General features: G+C 72.6%; 18 protein-coding genes. 9 read left to right on the top strand and 9 right to left on the bottom strand.

Translation table 11 applies throughout. The features are described 5' to 3' along the window. Positions 1-25: 25 nt before the first annotated feature. Complete coding sequence (locus ACI1MP_RS22050; RefSeq protein WP_100587112.1) at positions 26-784, bottom strand: GntR family transcriptional regulator; 759 nt, start codon at positions 782-784, stop codon at positions 26-28. Positions 785-974: 190 nt separating this feature from the next. Here ACI1MP_RS22050 and ACI1MP_RS22045 point away from each other — a divergent pair, with 190 nt between their 5' ends. Then, positions 975-1,508, top strand: a complete 534-nt coding sequence (locus ACI1MP_RS22045; protein WP_380334333.1) for an ATP-binding protein — start codon at positions 975-977, stop codon at positions 1,506-1,508. A 25-nt stretch (positions 1,509-1,533) separates the two neighbouring features. Here ACI1MP_RS22045 and ACI1MP_RS22040 read toward each other — a convergent pair whose 3' ends face one another. Further along, entirely contained in the window at positions 1,534-2,526 is a 993-nt protein-coding gene (locus ACI1MP_RS22040) for an N-acetylglucosamine kinase (RefSeq protein WP_404869309.1), read from the bottom strand. Continuing rightward, on the bottom strand, positions 2,523-3,278 hold the full coding sequence (locus ACI1MP_RS22035) for a sugar isomerase domain-containing protein (RefSeq protein ID WP_404869308.1): 756 nt from the start codon (positions 3,276-3,278) through the stop codon (positions 2,523-2,525). Before ACI1MP_RS22035 ends, ACI1MP_RS22040 begins: the two co-directional genes overlap by 4 nt. Positions 3,279-3,489: 211 nt before the next feature. Between ACI1MP_RS22035 and ACI1MP_RS22030 the strand changes: the two genes are divergently transcribed. Then, complete coding sequence (locus tag ACI1MP_RS22030) at positions 3,490-4,068, top strand: DUF4291 domain-containing protein (RefSeq protein WP_380334324.1); 579 nt, start codon at positions 3,490-3,492, stop codon at positions 4,066-4,068. A 38-nt stretch (positions 4,069-4,106) separates the two neighbouring features. Here ACI1MP_RS22030 and ACI1MP_RS22025 read toward each other — a convergent pair whose 3' ends face one another. After that, positions 4,107-5,756, bottom strand: a complete 1,650-nt coding sequence (locus ACI1MP_RS22025) for an RICIN domain-containing protein (protein WP_404869307.1) — start codon at positions 5,754-5,756, stop codon at positions 4,107-4,109. A 257-nt stretch (positions 5,757-6,013) separates the two neighbouring features. Continuing rightward, positions 6,014-6,253, bottom strand: coding sequence for a chaplin (locus tag ACI1MP_RS22020; protein WP_043914736.1), 240 nt, complete (start codon positions 6,251-6,253; stop codon positions 6,014-6,016). 253 nt (positions 6,254-6,506) lie between these two features. Here ACI1MP_RS22020 and ACI1MP_RS22015 point away from each other — a divergent pair, with 253 nt between their 5' ends. The 4 genes from ACI1MP_RS22015 (at position 6,507) to ACI1MP_RS22000 (ending at position 8,086) form a co-directional block, all read left to right on the top strand. Beyond that, entirely contained in the window at positions 6,507-6,749 is a 243-nt protein-coding gene (locus ACI1MP_RS22015; protein ID WP_189271535.1) for a chaplin, read from the top strand. A 179-nt stretch (positions 6,750-6,928) separates the two neighbouring features. Continuing rightward, entirely contained in the window at positions 6,929-7,171 is a 243-nt protein-coding gene (locus ACI1MP_RS22010; protein ID WP_043914739.1) for a chaplin, read from the top strand. A gap of 75 nt (positions 7,172-7,246) precedes the next feature. Continuing rightward, positions 7,247-7,603, top strand: a complete 357-nt coding sequence (locus ACI1MP_RS22005) for a chaplin (RefSeq protein WP_229847356.1) — start codon at positions 7,247-7,249, stop codon at positions 7,601-7,603. Positions 7,604-7,702: 99 nt separating this feature from the next. Beyond that, positions 7,703-8,086: a hypothetical protein gene (locus ACI1MP_RS22000; protein ID WP_404869306.1), complete on the top strand. Its 384-nt coding sequence runs from the start codon at positions 7,703-7,705 to the stop codon at positions 8,084-8,086. Positions 8,087-8,158: 72 nt separating this feature from the next. Here ACI1MP_RS22000 and ACI1MP_RS21995 read toward each other — a convergent pair whose 3' ends face one another. Next, on the bottom strand, positions 8,159-8,866 hold the full coding sequence (locus tag ACI1MP_RS21995) for a hypothetical protein (protein WP_404869305.1): 708 nt from the start codon (positions 8,864-8,866) through the stop codon (positions 8,159-8,161). Between the two features lie 319 nt (positions 8,867-9,185). On the opposite strand from ACI1MP_RS21995, the gene ACI1MP_RS21990 reads away from it, so the two are divergent. The 3 genes from ACI1MP_RS21990 (at position 9,186) to ACI1MP_RS21980 (ending at position 10,477) form a co-directional block, all read left to right on the top strand. Continuing rightward, positions 9,186-9,530, top strand: a complete 345-nt coding sequence (locus tag ACI1MP_RS21990; protein ID WP_380334308.1) for a rodlet layer protein — start codon at positions 9,186-9,188, stop codon at positions 9,528-9,530. A gap of 147 nt (positions 9,531-9,677) precedes the next feature. Continuing rightward, positions 9,678-10,025 (top strand): hypothetical protein, encoded by a 348-nt coding sequence (locus tag ACI1MP_RS21985; RefSeq protein ID WP_043914748.1) that lies wholly within the window; start codon positions 9,678-9,680, stop codon positions 10,023-10,025. A gap of 194 nt (positions 10,026-10,219) precedes the next feature. Beyond that, the gene (locus ACI1MP_RS21980; RefSeq protein WP_043914751.1) at positions 10,220-10,477 is read left to right on the top strand and encodes a hypothetical protein; all 258 of its coding nucleotides are present in this window, start codon (positions 10,220-10,222) and stop codon (positions 10,475-10,477) included. Between the two features lie 176 nt (positions 10,478-10,653). On the opposite strand, the gene hemB is transcribed toward ACI1MP_RS21980, so the two are convergent. The 3 genes from hemB to hemC all read right to left on the bottom strand — a co-directional run bounded on the left by hemB (position 10,654) and on the right by hemC (position 14,293). Then, positions 10,654-11,634, bottom strand: coding sequence for a porphobilinogen synthase (gene hemB, locus ACI1MP_RS21975; protein WP_380334304.1), 981 nt, complete (start codon positions 11,632-11,634; stop codon positions 10,654-10,656). A 68-nt stretch (positions 11,635-11,702) separates the two neighbouring features. Continuing rightward, the gene (locus tag ACI1MP_RS21970; protein ID WP_404869304.1) at positions 11,703-13,322 is read right to left on the bottom strand and encodes a uroporphyrinogen-III synthase; all 1,620 of its coding nucleotides are present in this window, start codon (positions 13,320-13,322) and stop codon (positions 11,703-11,705) included. Beyond that, positions 13,319-14,293, bottom strand: a complete 975-nt coding sequence (gene hemC, locus ACI1MP_RS21965; protein WP_380334301.1) for a hydroxymethylbilane synthase — start codon at positions 14,291-14,293, stop codon at positions 13,319-13,321. Before hemC ends, ACI1MP_RS21970 begins: the two co-directional genes overlap by 4 nt. Positions 14,294-14,310: the final 17 nt, after the last annotated feature.

Raw genomic sequence — 14,310 nt, 5'->3', positions numbered from 1 at the left:
CCGGCCGTCCACCGGCTGTGGACGGTCAGGCGTCGAAGTCGTATTCGAGGATGTACGAGGACGAGTCGAGCACCATCGCGTTGAACTCCACCACCTGGCCGTCCTCGGCGAAGGCGGTGCGGTGCACCAGGAAGACCGGTGTGCCGGGGGCGAGGGCGAGGCGCTCGGCCTCGTCGCCGGCGGGCATCCGGGAGCGGATGTGCTCCTGGAAGTGCACCGGCTTGTGGCCGAGCTCGGCGAGCCGGGCGTAGGTGCCGCCGGGGCCGGTGTCGGGATCGGTGATCCGGCTGCCCGCCACCAGTGCGGCCGGCAGGTAGGACTCGGAGAGCAGCACCGGCTTGCCGTCCAGCACGAAGCGGCGGCTGCGCACGCAGGCCGACTCACCGGCCTTCAGCCCGAGGACGGCGGCGATCTCCTCGGGGACCTCGCGCTCGGCGACGGTCAGCTGGTCCACCGTCAGGTCGCGGGCCGCTATGTCGGTCGACCAGACCGAGAAGCCGCTGCCCCAGTTCCGGTCGGACAGCCGCTGGATGCCGCGACGCCTTATCGGCCGGAACTCCCGGACGAAGACCCCCACCCCCTTGCGGGCCTCCGCGATCCCCTCGGTCTGCAGCACGCCGAGCGCCTGGCGGGCCGTCATCCGGGCCACGCCGTACGTCACCATCAGGTCGTTCTCGCCCGGCAGCCGGTCACCGGGTCGGTAGCGGCCGGAGTCGATGTCGCGCTTGAGGTCTTCGGCGATCCGCTGGTACTTGGGCCGGGTGGCCCGGGGGTGACTGGTCATGGCGGCGGGTTTCCTTCCCTTCTCTAGACATCCTACGCACGGCCCGCCCCCAAGTGCATTGACATCTCTAGAGATTTCAGCTTGTCTAGAGATGCTGCAATCTGACATACCCTCATATCGGCTGCCGAGTCTCCCGCTCGACGGGCGTTCCAGGAGCGCTCATCGAGCGAACCCGCGTGAGGAGCCCGCCATGTCCGTGCACCGTCGATGGTTCTCACTGCCCCGCGAGCCCGCCACCGTCGCCGCCGGACGCCGCCGGGTCCGCGCGCTGATCACCGCCTGGGGCGGCGCCCCGCTGGACGAGGACACCCAACTGACCGTCGATCTGGTCACCTCGGAACTGCTCGGCAACGCCGTCCGCCATGCCACCGGCCCGGTCGTCACCGTCGGCGTGCACGCCGACCCGCTGCACCACCGGGCCGTCATAGAGGTCTACGACGCCTCCCCCGCCGTCCCGGTGGCCGGCCGCCCCGACCGGGACTCCGAATCCGGCCGCGGCATCCTGCTGATCGCCGAACTCGCGCTCGCCCACGGGGTGATCCGCAAGCGCACCGGGAAGTGGGTGTGGGCGGAGATCGCCCTGCCGACCGGGCCGGTCGGCCGCCTGTGGTGGCCGACCCGGAGCCGCCGCACCGACGAACCCCCGGACCGGAACCCCCGGCAGGGCGTCCCGCCGAAGCCCCCGGCCGACCGGGTCGCGCCCGGGGCCATGACCTGTCACTGACCTCGCCCCGACCCGGCGGGCCTGATCACGCCGTCAGCAGGCGGTGGAGCTCCTCCGTTCCGCGACCCAGGTCCCGGGCGGCCAGCCAGGCGGCGGCGCCGGCGCCGTTGCGGGCGGTGGAGACGACCGCGTCCGGCCAGCGGGCGGCCAGGCGCGGGCGCAGGTGCGCCACCAGCGGCGTCTGCGAGGCGAGCAGCCCGCCGGCCAGCACCAGCGGCAGCGGGGAGTCGGGCTCGCGGACCAGCGCGAGGGTGGCGATCAGATGGTCGGCGGCACGGTCGACCAGGGCGAGGGCGACCGGATCGCCGGCCGCCGCGTGATCGAGGACGATCGGCGCGAACCGGGCCAGCCGGGCCGGGGCCTCGGCATGGGCGGCGGCGATCAGCGCCGAACGCGGCTCGCGCCCCAGGCCGTCCGGTCCGACCAGCGCGTCGGCGATCGCCCCGGCCAGGCCGGGCAGCCGAAGTGACGGACCGTCGAACGGCAGCGCCCGGTCCACGGCGGTGAGCGCGGCGGCGACCGCCTCGCGCCCCAGCCAGAAACCGGAGCCGCGATCGCCGAGCAGCCAGCCGTGACCGTCGGCGGTGCGGCGCAGCGCGTGATCACGGATCTCCGCGGCGATCGCGCCCGTGCCGCTGAGCAACAGGGTGCCGTCGGCGGCGGCCGTCCCGGCCGCGTGGGCGAGTTCGGCGTCGCCGACCAGCCGCGGCGTGACGGTCAGTCCGGTGGCGGGCCAGAGCGCCAGCACCTCCGGCGGGGCGAGCGAGCCGCCCGCGAGGCCGATCACCCCGGCCGCGACCCCGGCCGGGTCCAGCCCGGCCAGCGCGGCACGGACGGCGCCGCCGATCTCCCGGACGGCGACCTCCGCACCGTGCGCGACCGGATTGCCCCCGGCGCCGTGCGCGGTGCCGAGGATCCGACCGTCCAGGGTGGCGACCAGCGCGCGGGTGCTGGTGCCGCCCACGTCGAGGCCGAGCACCAGCGGCGCGCCCGCCGAGACCTGCTGATGGGGCGTCATGCGGTGCGGCGGATGCGGCCGGCGTACAGCGCTTCGAGCCTGTTGTTGTGCTCGTCGCCGCCGGGGATGTTCGCCGACAGGTAGACGGGCGGGACGCCACCGCTCTCCTCCACCCGGCGGATCACCTCGGCGATGATCTGCTGGCCGAGCAGCGCGGCGGTGATCGAGGAGATGCCGCAGGCCCGGCCGCCACCCGCCATCGGCAGCACGGCGTCGCCGAACGGCGCGCCGTTGTCCAGCACCACGTCCGCGTAGTCACGCAGCCGCAGGCCGGACGGGTGCTTGGGCCGGACACCGGCGGTGTGCTCGGCGGAGGTGACGACGATCAGCGGGTGACCGTTCTCCTTCGCCAGCCGGGCGAGTTCGACCACGCAGCCGTTGACGCCGGAGTTCGACGCGAGAATGAACACGTCGGCCGGGTGCGGGGCGGTCAACTCCCAGAGCATCGCCGCCGATTCGGTTCCCCGCTCCAGCTCGGAGCCGGACAGGATCTCCACCGGCCGCCCACCGAACAGCACCACGTCGCGCAACGCGATCCGGTTGCTGGGCACCAGCCCGCCGGCCCGCCCCGCGATCTCCATCGCGAACGCCTCGGAGTGACCGGTGCCGAACGCCTGCACGATGCCGTCCGCGGCCAGCGCATCCGCGATCAGCTCGGCGGCCTTCGCCACCTCCTCGGCCTGCGAGCTGCTGACCCGGTCAATGGCGGCGTGGGCGGCGGCGACGAAATCGACTGCAGAGGGGCTGGGCACGTGAACCTCCAGGCGGAGCACTGTGGGACGGCTCACATGGTCGGTCCGGTCCGCCACCGCTGTCAACGACAGGACTAGACCAGTACGGAGGGCGAGGAACCAGGGGCGGGCGGGGGGCCTTGCGCCTGTCGCTCGCTTCCGCCCCCTCGGCTTCGCCCCGGGGTACCCCCGGCACCCCGGTCTTCGCGCCCGGGTGCGACAGGATGGTCGGATGAACGAGGTGCCGAAGCGACAGATCAGGGCCCGTTACGACGACGGGACGGTGACGGTGTACCAGGCGTTCCGGCCCGAGATCGGTGACCCCGCGGTCGCGGACGGGCGGTGGCCGGAGGCGTTCTCGGTGGAGCGGATGACGTGGATCAAGCCGTCGTTCCGCTGGCTGATGTACCGGAGCGACTGGGCGCGCGCCGAAGGGCAGTCGCGGATCCTCGGGGTGGTGATCAGCCGCCGGGGATTCGATGCCGCGCTGGAGGCGGCGGTGCTGAGCGGCTACAAGCCGGGGGTGCACGCCTCGAAGGCCGAGTGGCAGCGGGCGCTGCGGCGCAGCCCGGCCCGGGTGCAGTGGGATCCGGAGCGGGATCTGGATCTCCGGCCGTTGCCGCACCGGTCGTTGCAGTTGGGGCTGAGCGGGGAGCTGCTGCGGCGCTACGCCGGGGAGTGGCTGGTGCGGATCGAGGATCTGACGCCGCTGGCCCGGGAGTTGCACGCCACCAGGGACGCCGCGCTGCTGCCGCCGGAGCGGCCGTACCCGATGCCGCCGGGTGCGGCCGTCCGGCTGGGTGCGGCCTGACGGAGGTCGTAGGGGCGGCTCTCCGTCAGGCCGGCGGGTCAGCCGTGCAGGTAGACGATGCCGAGCTTGGTCAGCTGCCAGTGCTGCGCGGCGGAGCCGTTGTCGGCGGCCAGCTGGACCAGCTGGTTGCCCTGGGCGTCGGTCTGGGCGGAGGCGGTGGCCAGCTTGGTGGCGTCCTGGGAGTCGGCGAGCTTGTAGGTGCCGTCGCCGACCGGCTGCAGGAGCCAGTGCTGGTTGCCGCCGCCGTTGCAGCCCCACTGCTGGATCTTGGCGCCGGGCGCGGTGGAGGCCCCGGAGACGTCCAGGCACATGTTCCGGTTGCCGCTGAAGTCGAGTTCGAAGGAGCCGCCGGCCTTGATCTCGAACACGAAGGACTGGTTCAGGCCGCCGGTGGCCGGATAGGTGATCGCGGTGCGGCCGTTGGTGGAGTCACCGTAGGTGCCGCCGCCGGACAGGTCGAGCACCTTGCCGTTGGCCTGGTTGGTGAGCTGGTACCAGGCGCCGTCCTCGGGGGTGTCCGGGAACGGCTTGCCGGGAGTGAGCCCGGTGATCGAGGTGCCGTTCTGCTGGTTGAGCGAGCAGAACGCCTGGGCGAGTCCGGACTGCTGGTAGAACTGCCGCAGGCAGGCCGCCTCGGCGGAGTAGCCGGCGACCCGCAGGTGGTACGACTGGCGGACGTTGTTCATGCACAGGCCCGGGATGGAGATCGGGGTGTCGCAGCCGTTGCGGGTGCTCTCCGACAGGTCGATCACGTCGCCGTTGGTGTACTCGTACGGCGAGCTGGTCCACTCCGCGCAGACCTCGTGGCCGAAGGCGACCCGCCGCTGGTCGAGGTAGCGCACGCCCGGCACGCCGGAGGCGGCCTCGCGCAGCGCGTCGCTCAGCGTGGGGACGACCCAGTTGTGGCCCCAGGCGAGGTCCTCGGGGAAGGCCGGGCAGCCGTCCGCGACCTTGCCGACGTAGTCGTTGCGCCGGATGTCGGGGGTGATCGGGTTGAAGTACGACTGATAGACGAGCTGGTAGGAGTCGTCGGAGTAGCCGGCCTTCCGCATGGTGTTGCGGATGTTGGTCAGCGCGGCCGTCACCTTGGGCTTGACCCCGGCGGCGCGCCGGGTGATCTCGGCGTTGCCGATGGTGTCGCGGCAGCCCTGGGACTGCGGGATCGGGAAGTACTGGGCCAGGCAGGACATCATGATGTTGGCGAACTCGAAGTCGTCGTTCGCGCCGATCGTGACGACGACCATCTTCACGTCGTAGTCGGCAGCGGTGGCGGCCAGTTGGACGTCCTGCTTGGCCTCGCCGAAGTCGCCGCTGCCCGGTCCGGTGATCTTCGCCAGCTCGGGGTCGCTGACCAGGTCGCCGGTCTGCGCGCCGGAGCAGGCCAGGTCGATCGGGGTGACGCCGGGGAGCTGGGTCACGAAGATCTCGGACTTGGTGGAGCGGTGGCAGTAGTTGGTGGGGCTGTCCGTGCCGGGGACGTAGTCGTCGTTGGTGTCGGTGCCGGCGCCCTCGCCGGAGATCGCGCTGTCGCCGAGGGCGACGATGGCGGCGGGCTTGCCCGCACTGGGCGAGGCGGCCTGGGCGGTGGCAGCGGTGCCGAGGCCCGAGCCGAGGCCGAGGGCGGCCAGCAGCGCGGCGGTGGCGAGCAGGGCCGGGGGCCTGCGGCGGACCGTGGGTGTCCTGGACACTCATGACTCCTTGCGGGGTGGGGGATCGCCCGGCGGGTGCCGGGCGGCGCGGAGCATGGGGGAACCGGGCCGGGACCCGGCGAACATGAGGCAGGCTCACATGCTAGGTACTGACAGGTAACACAACAAGACTCGCGGCGCGACCTGACCGGAGCACTGAGACGTGCCGTCAGGAAGATGCCCGGAAAACGCAGTTGAGCCGCCGCCCGTACCGCTGATGCGGTGCGGACGGCGGCTCGATCTGCCAGCGGCTGCGGTCAGCCGCCGTTGATGCAGGTGTTGCCGAACGCCGGGTTCAGCAGGCCGACGATGTTGATCGAGTTGCCGCACAGGTTGACCGGGACGTGCACCGGGACCTGGATCTGGTTGCCGGACACCACACCGGGGGAGTTGGCGGCGACGCCCTCGGCCTCGCTGCTCGCCATGGCGGAACCCGCACCGACGGCGACGATGCCCGCGACAGCGGCGCCGACCGCGGCAGCCTTCTTGATGCTCATTTGAGTCTCCTCTTTAAATCAGATCTTCCAATTGCCGCGCCGGGGCTACCGGAAGGAAGCACACGGGACGTGCACTCAGCCAACGAGACCCCGCCGGAACAGTTGCGCCGTTCTTCGGACAATCACCCGTCCGGCGTAATCACAGCATTCGGGTGAACGGCTCGGAGGATCGGCGAACTCGCCCGTTTCCCCCGCCCTACTGGTTCGTTCTTCCTGGCGAACCCGATCCACCCGCAAGAAATGAGACTTCACCATGCGCAAGCTCGCCTTCGGCGCCTTCGGCTCCGCCGCCGCCGCGACCCTGCTGCTCGGCACCGCCGGTGCGGCCGTGGCCAGCAGCGACGCAGAGGGTGTCGCCGCCGGCTCGGCCGGCGTCGTGTCCGGCAACCAGATCCAGGTCCCGGTGCACGTCCCGATCAACCTGTGCGGCAACACGATCGACGTCATCGCCGCGCTGAACCCGGCCTTCGGCAACACCTGCGTCAACGGCGGCTGACGCCGGCGGAGTCCGGCGCGCGGCGTCGACGGCAGCGCCGACCGCCCAAACCACGGGCGACACGCGGGTCATGGGCCGCGTGAGTGACATTCCCGGCAGATCCCGAAAACAGCGGGCGATGATGCGATCGCCCGACCCCGACCTTCCACAGTCGGGCAGAACGTGAGGAAGAGAAAGTCATGCGCAACTTCAAGAAGGCCGCGGTCCTGTCCGTTGCCGCCACCGGTCTGATGCTCGGCTCGGCCGGCCTGGCCAACGCCTCCTCCGAGGCCGAGGGCGTCGCCGCCAACTCCCCCGGCGTGCTCTCCGGCAACCAGATCCAGGTCCCGGTGCACGTCCCGATCAACCTGTGCGGCAACACCATCGACATCATCGCGCTGCTGAACCCGGCCTTCGGCAACACCTGCGTCAACGGCGGCTGACCCGCCTGATGCCGCGCCGCGCCCGCTCGGCGCGGCGCACCAACTCCCCGTTGTGATCTAGGAGATCAAACCCTCATGCGCAACTTCAAGAAGGCCGCGGTCCTGTCCGTCGCCGCCGCCGGCCTGGTCCTCGGCTCGGCCGGCCTGGCCAACGCCTCCGCCGAGGCCGAGGGCGTCGCCGCCAACTCCCCCGGCGTGCTCTCCGGCAACCAGATCCAGGTCCCGGTGCACGTCCCGGTCAACGTCTGCGGCAACTCGATCAACATCATCGGCCTGCTGAACCCGGCGTTCGGCAACACCTGCGTCAACGCCGACTCCGGCGACGAGCCCGAGCACGTGGCGGCACCGGTCAAGCACGAGCAGGAGCCGCCGGCCAAGCACGAGCACGAGCACGAGCACCACCACCACGAGCCGGTCGAGGACTGCGACTGACCGGCCCCGGCCGCTCACCAGCCCGTGCATACTGCCCCTCGGCCGCCGGCCGGGGGGCAGTGCTCGTACCCGCCCCTCTCACCCCCGAAGGAATGGCCGATGTCCCGGACCACCACCGGCGCGCTGGCCGCGCTCGGCACCGCCCTGCTGCTCGGCGGCGCCACTGCCCAGGCCGCGCACGCCGAGACCGAACAGCTCGGCGGGCTCCCGCTGCCCACCACCCACCTGCAGCCCACCGACGCCAAGCAGGCCCTCGGCGGCACCACCGCCGGGCTCGGCCACGCGGTCGCCCCGGTCAAGGACCTGCGGCTCGACCCGTGGGCCAACTCCTCCGCCGACCTGCTCAACAACGGTGTCGCGGTGGTCCCCGACAACGGGCTCGGCCCGGTCGGCACCGGCACGCTCACCGCGCCGCTGTCCGCCGGCGGCGGGGCCAAGAACCTCCCGCTGGCCGGCCCGCTGCTCACCGCGCTGCCGATCTGACCCGCGCCCGGCAGCCGTACGGCCCGGCCTCCGCGAGGAGCAGCCGGGCCGTACGGCACTTCTGACGTGTCGTCACATCTGCGACTGGTCCAGCGCACCGGTGAGGGTCTGCGCCGGGCCGGCCTGGTTGAGCATCTCGCCCGTCATGGAGGTCGTGGTGGCGGCCAGCGCCTTCACCGAGTCGGTGACCGAGATCTGGTCCTGCTCGCCGCCGAGCGAGGCCTTGGCGCCCGGCACGGCCTGCACGGGGGCGGTCACCAGGTGCGGGTCCACCTTGTCCAGGGACAGCGCCGCGTCGGTCAGTTCGCCGCTCTCGCTGCGGACGAAGGTGACCGGCTGGCCCAGGCCCACCGCCGGTCCGGCCAGGTTCAGCGGGGCGGCCGGAGCGTCCAGGTCCAGGGTGCCGAGCTTCGCGTCCCGGTCCGCCTCGGGCAGCGGCAGGGTGGCGCCCAGCGACGGACCCAGCTTGGTGCCGTTGACGGCGGGCAGGATGTGGTCCGGGATCGGCTGGGTCGGGCTCTGGCCGGTGTCGGTGGGCGGCAGCAGCGGCGAGCTCGGGATGCCGCCGTGGATCTCGCCGCCGTCCGCGAGCAGCGGCAGCGGCGACATCGCGGTGCTGAGCGGAATGCTGAACGGCACCTCCTTGGTGGCCAGCCCGTCCTCCAGCGCGGCGACCTCGGACGGGGTCTTCGGGGTCGCCTGGGCCACGCCCTGCGCCGCAGCCACGCCGGCGCCGACCGCCAGCAGCAGGGCGCCGGTGGCCCGCTTGGAGAGCTTCATGGTGTCCGCCGTTCGTTCGATATCCGGTAATTCGGTAGGTCGGTCATTCGGTACGTCGGTCATTCCGTATGACTTCTCGTGGCGTCGTGGACCCCGAGGGTAATTCGGGTGCGGCGCACACACCTTGGCGAACGAGCCAGCTCCCTCGCGGATAGCGGCAGTTAACCTGAACGGCCCAATAATCAGACCGGCACGCAGGGAAACCGGTGATCCTCGACGAATTTTCTCCGCCCCCGTAACTTTCCTGTTCGCCATTCTTTGATCCCGACGACGACGGGGCAGCACCCCTCGAACGGCATTTCAGAGAGGTATCTCCACCATGCTCAAGAAGTCCTTGGCCACCGTGGGCCTGGCCGCCGCCGCGCTGGCCGCGGTGTCCACCCCCGCCGTCGCGATCGGCGACGCGGACGGTTCCGCCGCCACCATCCAGGGGAATGGCGGCACCAACTCCAGCGGCACCTGGGGCAACCACAGCCCGAACTTCCACTTCGCCGACAACCCGAACATCTGCCTGCCGGAGATCCACAACATCGGCGTGGCGGTGCTCGGCGTCGCGGTCCCGGTCGAGGTCGACGCGCTCAACAACGAGCCCAAGCAGACCTGCGTGGTCGGCCAGGGCACCGTCGGCAGCGGCGACGGCGGCGTCTCCCACCTGGTCGGCTGACGCACCGTCACTGTCAAGGCGCGGAACCCCGGTTCCGCGCCCCACGACCCGCCCGGTCCGTTCCCCCGGCCGGGCGGTCGGCCCCGGCGCGAGCCACGCGCAAGGGGTTGCTGCTCCACTCCATCAGATCCGAAAAGGAATGACCCCATGATCAAGAAGGCTCTCGCCGCCGTCGGCGTCGTCGCCGCCGGTTTCGCCATGTCCGCCTCCCCCGCGATGGCCATCGGCGACGCGGACGGCTCCGCGGCCTCCATCCAGGGCGACGGCGGCACCAACGCCACCGGCACCCACGGCAACCACAGCCCGAACAACCACGTGCTGGACAACCCGAACATCTGCCTGCCCGACATCCACAACATCGGCGTGGGCGCCCTGATCGGCATCGTCGTCCCGGTCGAGGTCGACGCGCTCAACAACGGCGCCAAGCAGACCTGCGACATCGGCCAGAACACCGCCACCAGCGGCGACGGCGGCGTCTCCCACCTGATCGGCTGATCCTCCCCGGTCACAGCCGACCGCCGGGTCCGGGGCCAGCCCCGGGCCCGGCGGTTCCGTGTCTCCGGCCGCACACCACCCGTTCGTCCGCGGCGCGATCGGGTGATCGGAGCACCCGTGGGCGCGTGCAGCGCCCCACCGGCCGCACCCCCGTGTTGACCTTGAAACAGCATCGACGCAGAGAGGAACTCTCCATGAAGAGCAAGCTGGGCAAGGCCGTCGTCACCACCGTCGCCGCGCTCGCGCTGGCCGGCATCGCCGCGCCCGCCTCCGCGACCGTCGTGGCCGGCGGCGGCGAGGAGGGCGTCATCACCGCCCACGAGCCCTTCCTCGCGGGCCACGGCGGCGGCGTCGCCGCGACCGACCACATCTTCACCATGGGTGGCGGCGGCGGCTGGGCCACCTCCACCGCCCTCGGCGGCGGCGGTGGCGGCATCATCGCCATGGACTGAGAACGAACGCACCACCAGGGCCTGCACCACCAGGGGCGCGGGGAACTGCGCGAGCAACGGGCGCACGTCCGCAAGGTAGCGATCGAGTGCAGGTCATCGTCCTGCACCGCGACCTTGCGGTTGGCTGCCTTCCGGTGCGCGCAGTTCCCCGCGCCCCTGTTTTCGCCCGCTCTGCGTCAGCGCACCAGGCGGGCGGCCTCGGTGGCCCAGTAGGTGAGGATCTGCTCGGCGCCGGCCCGGCGGATCGAGGTGAGGGTCTCCAGGATGGTCCGCTCGCGGTCGATCCAGCCGTTGGCGGCGGCGGCCTCGACCATCGAGTACTCGCCGGACACCTGGTAGGCGGAGACCGGCACCGGGGAGACGTCGGCGATCTGGCGCAGGATGTCCAGGTAGGCCATCGCGGGCTTGACCATCACCATGTCGGCGCCCTCGGCGAGGTCCTGCTCCAGCTCGCGCAGCGCCTCGCGGGCGTTGGCCGGGTCCTGCTGGTAGGTCTTGCGGTCGCCCTTCAGCGAGGAGCCGACGGCCTCCCGGAACGGGCCGAAGAACGCGGAGGCGTACTTCGCGGTGTACGCGAGGATGCCGACGTCCTGGTGGCCGGCGTCGTCCAGCGCCCGGCGGACGACCGCGACCTGACCGTCCATCATCCCGGACGGGCCGACCAGGTGGACGCCCGCGTCGGCCTGCACCACGGCCATCTCGGCGTAGCGCTCCAGGGTGGCGTCGTTGTCGACCGAGCCGTCCGCGGCGAGCACGCCGCAGTGGCCGTGGTCGGTGTACTCGTCCAGGCACAGGTCGGACATCACCACGAGGGCGTCGCCGACCTCGGAGACCACGTCGCGGATGGCGAGCTGCAGGATGCCCTCGGGGCTGGTGCCCTCGGAACCGATCGCGTCCTGCACCTCGGGGACGCCGAACAGCATGATGCCGCCGACGCCGGCCTCGGCGGCCTCCACGGCGGCCCGGCGCAGGGTGTCGCGGGTGTGCTGGACGACGCCCGGCATCGCGGTGATCGGCTTCGGCTCGGTGAGGCCCTCGCGGACGAACGCCGGCAGGACCAGCTCGGCCGGGTGCAGCCGGGTCTCGGCGACCAGGCGACGCATCGCGGGGGTGGAGCGCAGGCGGCGCGGGCGGACGGACGGGAATTCGGCGGACACTTCGAAGGCTCCCTGAGTCGCGGAGAAGACGTCAGGGGGAGGCCGTCGGGCCTCCCCCTGACGGAGGGTCAACGCGCCTTGCGGCGCGAACCGGGGCGGCGTTCGCTCGGCCGGTAGACCGGCTCGCCCGCCGCGGTGGCGGCGTCCCGGCGGTTGGCCCCGAAGTCGGCCAGCGCCTGGGCGAGCGCGGACGCGGACGGGGCCGGGGCCATCACGTCGACCCGCAGGCCGTGCTCCTCCGCCGTCTTGGCGGTGGCCGGGCCGATGCAGGCGATGACGGTCACGTTGTGCGGCTTGCCGGCGATGCCGACCAGGTTCCGGACGGTCGAGGACGAGGTGAACAGCACCGCGTCGAAACCGCCGCCCTTGATCGCCTCCCGGGTCTCGGCCGGCGGCGGCGAGGCGCGCACCGTCCGGTACGCCGTCACGTCGTCGACCTCCCAGCCGAGCTCGACCAGGCCGGCCACCAGGGTCTCGGTGGCGATGTCGGCGCGCGGCAGCAGCACCCGGTCGATCGGGTCGAACACCGGGTCGTACGGCGGCCAGTCCTCCAGCAGGCCGGCGGCGGACTGCTCGCCGGACGGCACCAGGTCGGGCTTCACGCCGAAGTCGACCAGCGCCTGCGCGGTGGTCTCGCCGACCGCCGCGACCTTGATGCCGGCGAACGCCCGGGCGTCCAGGCCGTACTCCTCGAACTTCTCCCGGACGGCCTTGACGGCGTTCACCGAGGTGAAGGCGATCCACTCGTAGCGGCCAGTGACCAGGCCCTTGATCGCCCGCTCCATCTGCTGCGGGGTGCGCGGCGGCTCGACCGCGATGGTCGGCACCTCCTGCGGCACCGCGCCGTAGGAGCGCAGCTGCTCGGACAGGCCGTGCGCCTGCTCCTTGGTGCGCGGGACGAGGACGTTCCAGCCGAACAGCGGCTTGGTCTCGAACCACGAGTGCGAGGCGCGGTGCGCGACCTGCTCGCCGACCACGGCTATCACCGAGGTCGCCGGGTCCACCGGGGCGGAGACCGGCGAGGGCAGCACCCGGGCGGCCTTCAGGTCGGCGGCGATCGCGGACAGCGTGGAGGTGAAGGTGCGCTGCCGGGTGGTGGTGCCGGACAGCGTCGCCGACAGCGCCGCGTCGGGCTTGCGGCCGTGCGCCACCAAGGCGTTCGCGGTCGCGGGCAGCTGACCCAGGGTGGTGCGGACCACCAGCGTGGTCTCGGGCGCGCCCAGGTCGACCAGCTGGCCGCCGAGCAGCGCCTCGCCGTCCACGAACCGAACGTCCGCGCCCTGGTCGCCGCGGAGCGGCACGCCCGCGTAGGCGGGCACGCCCACCGACTGGGCGACGCCGGGGACGACCTCGAACGGGACGCCGGCCTTGGCGCAGCGCAGCATCTCCTGGGCGGCGCAGCCGTCCAGGCCGGGGTCGCCGTCCACGGTGCGGACCAGGTGGCGGCCGGCCTTGACCGCGTCGGCGGCCAGGTCGCACAGCTCCTTGCCGGCCTCGGCCGGGTCGAGCACCTGGACGCCGCTGGGGCAGTGGGTGCGCACCGCGGCGGCGGTCAGCGGGTCGGCGATCAGCACGTCGGCGGTGTTGAGCACGTCGACGGCGCGCAGGGTGAGCAGTCCGGGGTCGCCGGGGCCGGCGCCGAGGAAGGTGCAGCGCCCTGCGGGCGGGTGGAATCCGGCGGCGGTCATCGGGCGCGCTCCCCCATCAGGTCGGCCGCTCCGGTGTCGAGCAGCCGGGTGGCCAGGGCGCGGCCCAGGGCCGCGGCCTGCTCCTCGGCGGTCTCGTCGGGGACGAGCGGGCCGTTGGCGGACATCTTCAGCAGTTCGGCGCCATCGGTGGTACCGACCGCGCCGTCCAGGCGCAGTTCGGTGCCGGCCCAGGTGGCCAGCGCGGCGACCGGCGCGGAGCAGCCGGCCTCCAGGGTGGCCAGCAGGGCGCGCTCGGCGACCACGGCGGCCCGGGTGGGGGCGTGGTCGAGCCGGGACAGCACGGCGGCCAGGGTCGGGTCGACGCACTCGATCGCGAGCGCGCCCTGCCCGGGGGCGGGCAGCATCAGCGCGGTGTCGAGGTGCTCGGTGATCTCACCGGAGCGGCCGAGCCGGTTCAGGCCGGCGGTGGCCAGCACCACGGCGTCGAGCTCGCCGGAGGTGACGTAGTTGATGCGGGTGTCGACGTTGCCGCGGATCGCGACGGTCTCCAGGTCCGCGTCGTGGGCCCGGGCCCAGGCGTTGAGCTGGGCCATCCGGCGCGGGGAGCCGGTGCCTATCCGGACGGTGCGGCCGCCGGCCTTGCCGACCAGCTCGGCCAGGGTGAGGCCGTCGCGGGCGACCAGGGAGTCCCGGACGTCCTCGCGCTCGGGGACGGCGGCCAGCAGCAGCCCGGCGGGGGCGGCGGTGGGCAGGTCCTTGAGCGAGTGGACGGCCAGGTCGATGCGGCCCTCCAGCAGGGCGTCGCGCAGCGCGGAGACGAACACACCGGTGCCGCCGATCTGCGCCAGCGACTCCCGGGAGACGTCCCCGTAGGTGGTGATCTCGACCAGCTCCACCCGGCGGCCGGTGATCTTGGCCACCTCCTCCGCGACCATGCCCGACTGGGCCATGGCGAGGGCGCTGCGGCGGGTACCGAGGCGCAGCGGCGTCACTGTCTCTGGACCATTCATGAGGTGATCGTCCTGGT

This window comes from Kitasatospora griseola, assembly GCF_044999035.1.
GTDB classification, from domain to species: domain Bacteria; phylum Actinomycetota; class Actinomycetes; order Streptomycetales; family Streptomycetaceae; genus Kitasatospora; species Kitasatospora griseola.
Note: the sequence above shows the minus strand (reverse complement) of the source record. Positions and strands in the feature narration are given on the sequence as shown.

What these genes read in the sequence shown, in the direction of transcription:
- ACI1MP_RS22050 (WP_100587112.1), bottom strand. Translation starts at nt 784, where the DNA reads ATGACCAGTCACCCCCGGGCCACCCGGCCCAAGTACCAGCGGATCGCC.
- ACI1MP_RS22045 (WP_380334333.1), top strand. Translation starts at nt 975, where the DNA reads ATGTCCGTGCACCGTCGATGGTTCTCACTGCCCCGCGAGCCCGCCACC.
- ACI1MP_RS22040 (WP_404869309.1), bottom strand. Translation starts at nt 2,526, where the DNA reads ATGACGCCCCATCAGCAGGTCTCGGCGGGCGCGCCGCTGGTGCTCGGC.
- ACI1MP_RS22030 (WP_380334324.1), top strand. Translation starts at nt 3,490, where the DNA reads ATGAACGAGGTGCCGAAGCGACAGATCAGGGCCCGTTACGACGACGGG.
- ACI1MP_RS22020 (WP_043914736.1), bottom strand. Translation starts at nt 6,253, where the DNA reads ATGAGCATCAAGAAGGCTGCCGCGGTCGGCGCCGCTGTCGCGGGCATC.
- ACI1MP_RS22015 (WP_189271535.1), top strand. Translation starts at nt 6,507, where the DNA reads ATGCGCAAGCTCGCCTTCGGCGCCTTCGGCTCCGCCGCCGCCGCGACC.
- ACI1MP_RS22010 (WP_043914739.1), top strand. Translation starts at nt 6,929, where the DNA reads ATGCGCAACTTCAAGAAGGCCGCGGTCCTGTCCGTTGCCGCCACCGGT.
- ACI1MP_RS22005 (WP_229847356.1), top strand. Translation starts at nt 7,247, where the DNA reads ATGCGCAACTTCAAGAAGGCCGCGGTCCTGTCCGTCGCCGCCGCCGGC.
- ACI1MP_RS22000 (WP_404869306.1), top strand. Translation starts at nt 7,703, where the DNA reads ATGTCCCGGACCACCACCGGCGCGCTGGCCGCGCTCGGCACCGCCCTG.
- ACI1MP_RS21995 (WP_404869305.1), bottom strand. Translation starts at nt 8,866, where the DNA reads ATGAAGCTCTCCAAGCGGGCCACCGGCGCCCTGCTGCTGGCGGTCGGC.
- ACI1MP_RS21990 (WP_380334308.1), top strand. Translation starts at nt 9,186, where the DNA reads ATGCTCAAGAAGTCCTTGGCCACCGTGGGCCTGGCCGCCGCCGCGCTG.
- ACI1MP_RS21985 (WP_043914748.1), top strand. Translation starts at nt 9,678, where the DNA reads ATGATCAAGAAGGCTCTCGCCGCCGTCGGCGTCGTCGCCGCCGGTTTC.
- ACI1MP_RS21980 (WP_043914751.1), top strand. Translation starts at nt 10,220, where the DNA reads ATGAAGAGCAAGCTGGGCAAGGCCGTCGTCACCACCGTCGCCGCGCTC.
- ACI1MP_RS21970 (WP_404869304.1), bottom strand. Translation starts at nt 13,322, where the DNA reads ATGACCGCCGCCGGATTCCACCCGCCCGCAGGGCGCTGCACCTTCCTC.
- hemC (WP_380334301.1), bottom strand. Translation starts at nt 14,293, where the DNA reads ATGAATGGTCCAGAGACAGTGACGCCGCTGCGCCTCGGTACCCGCCGC.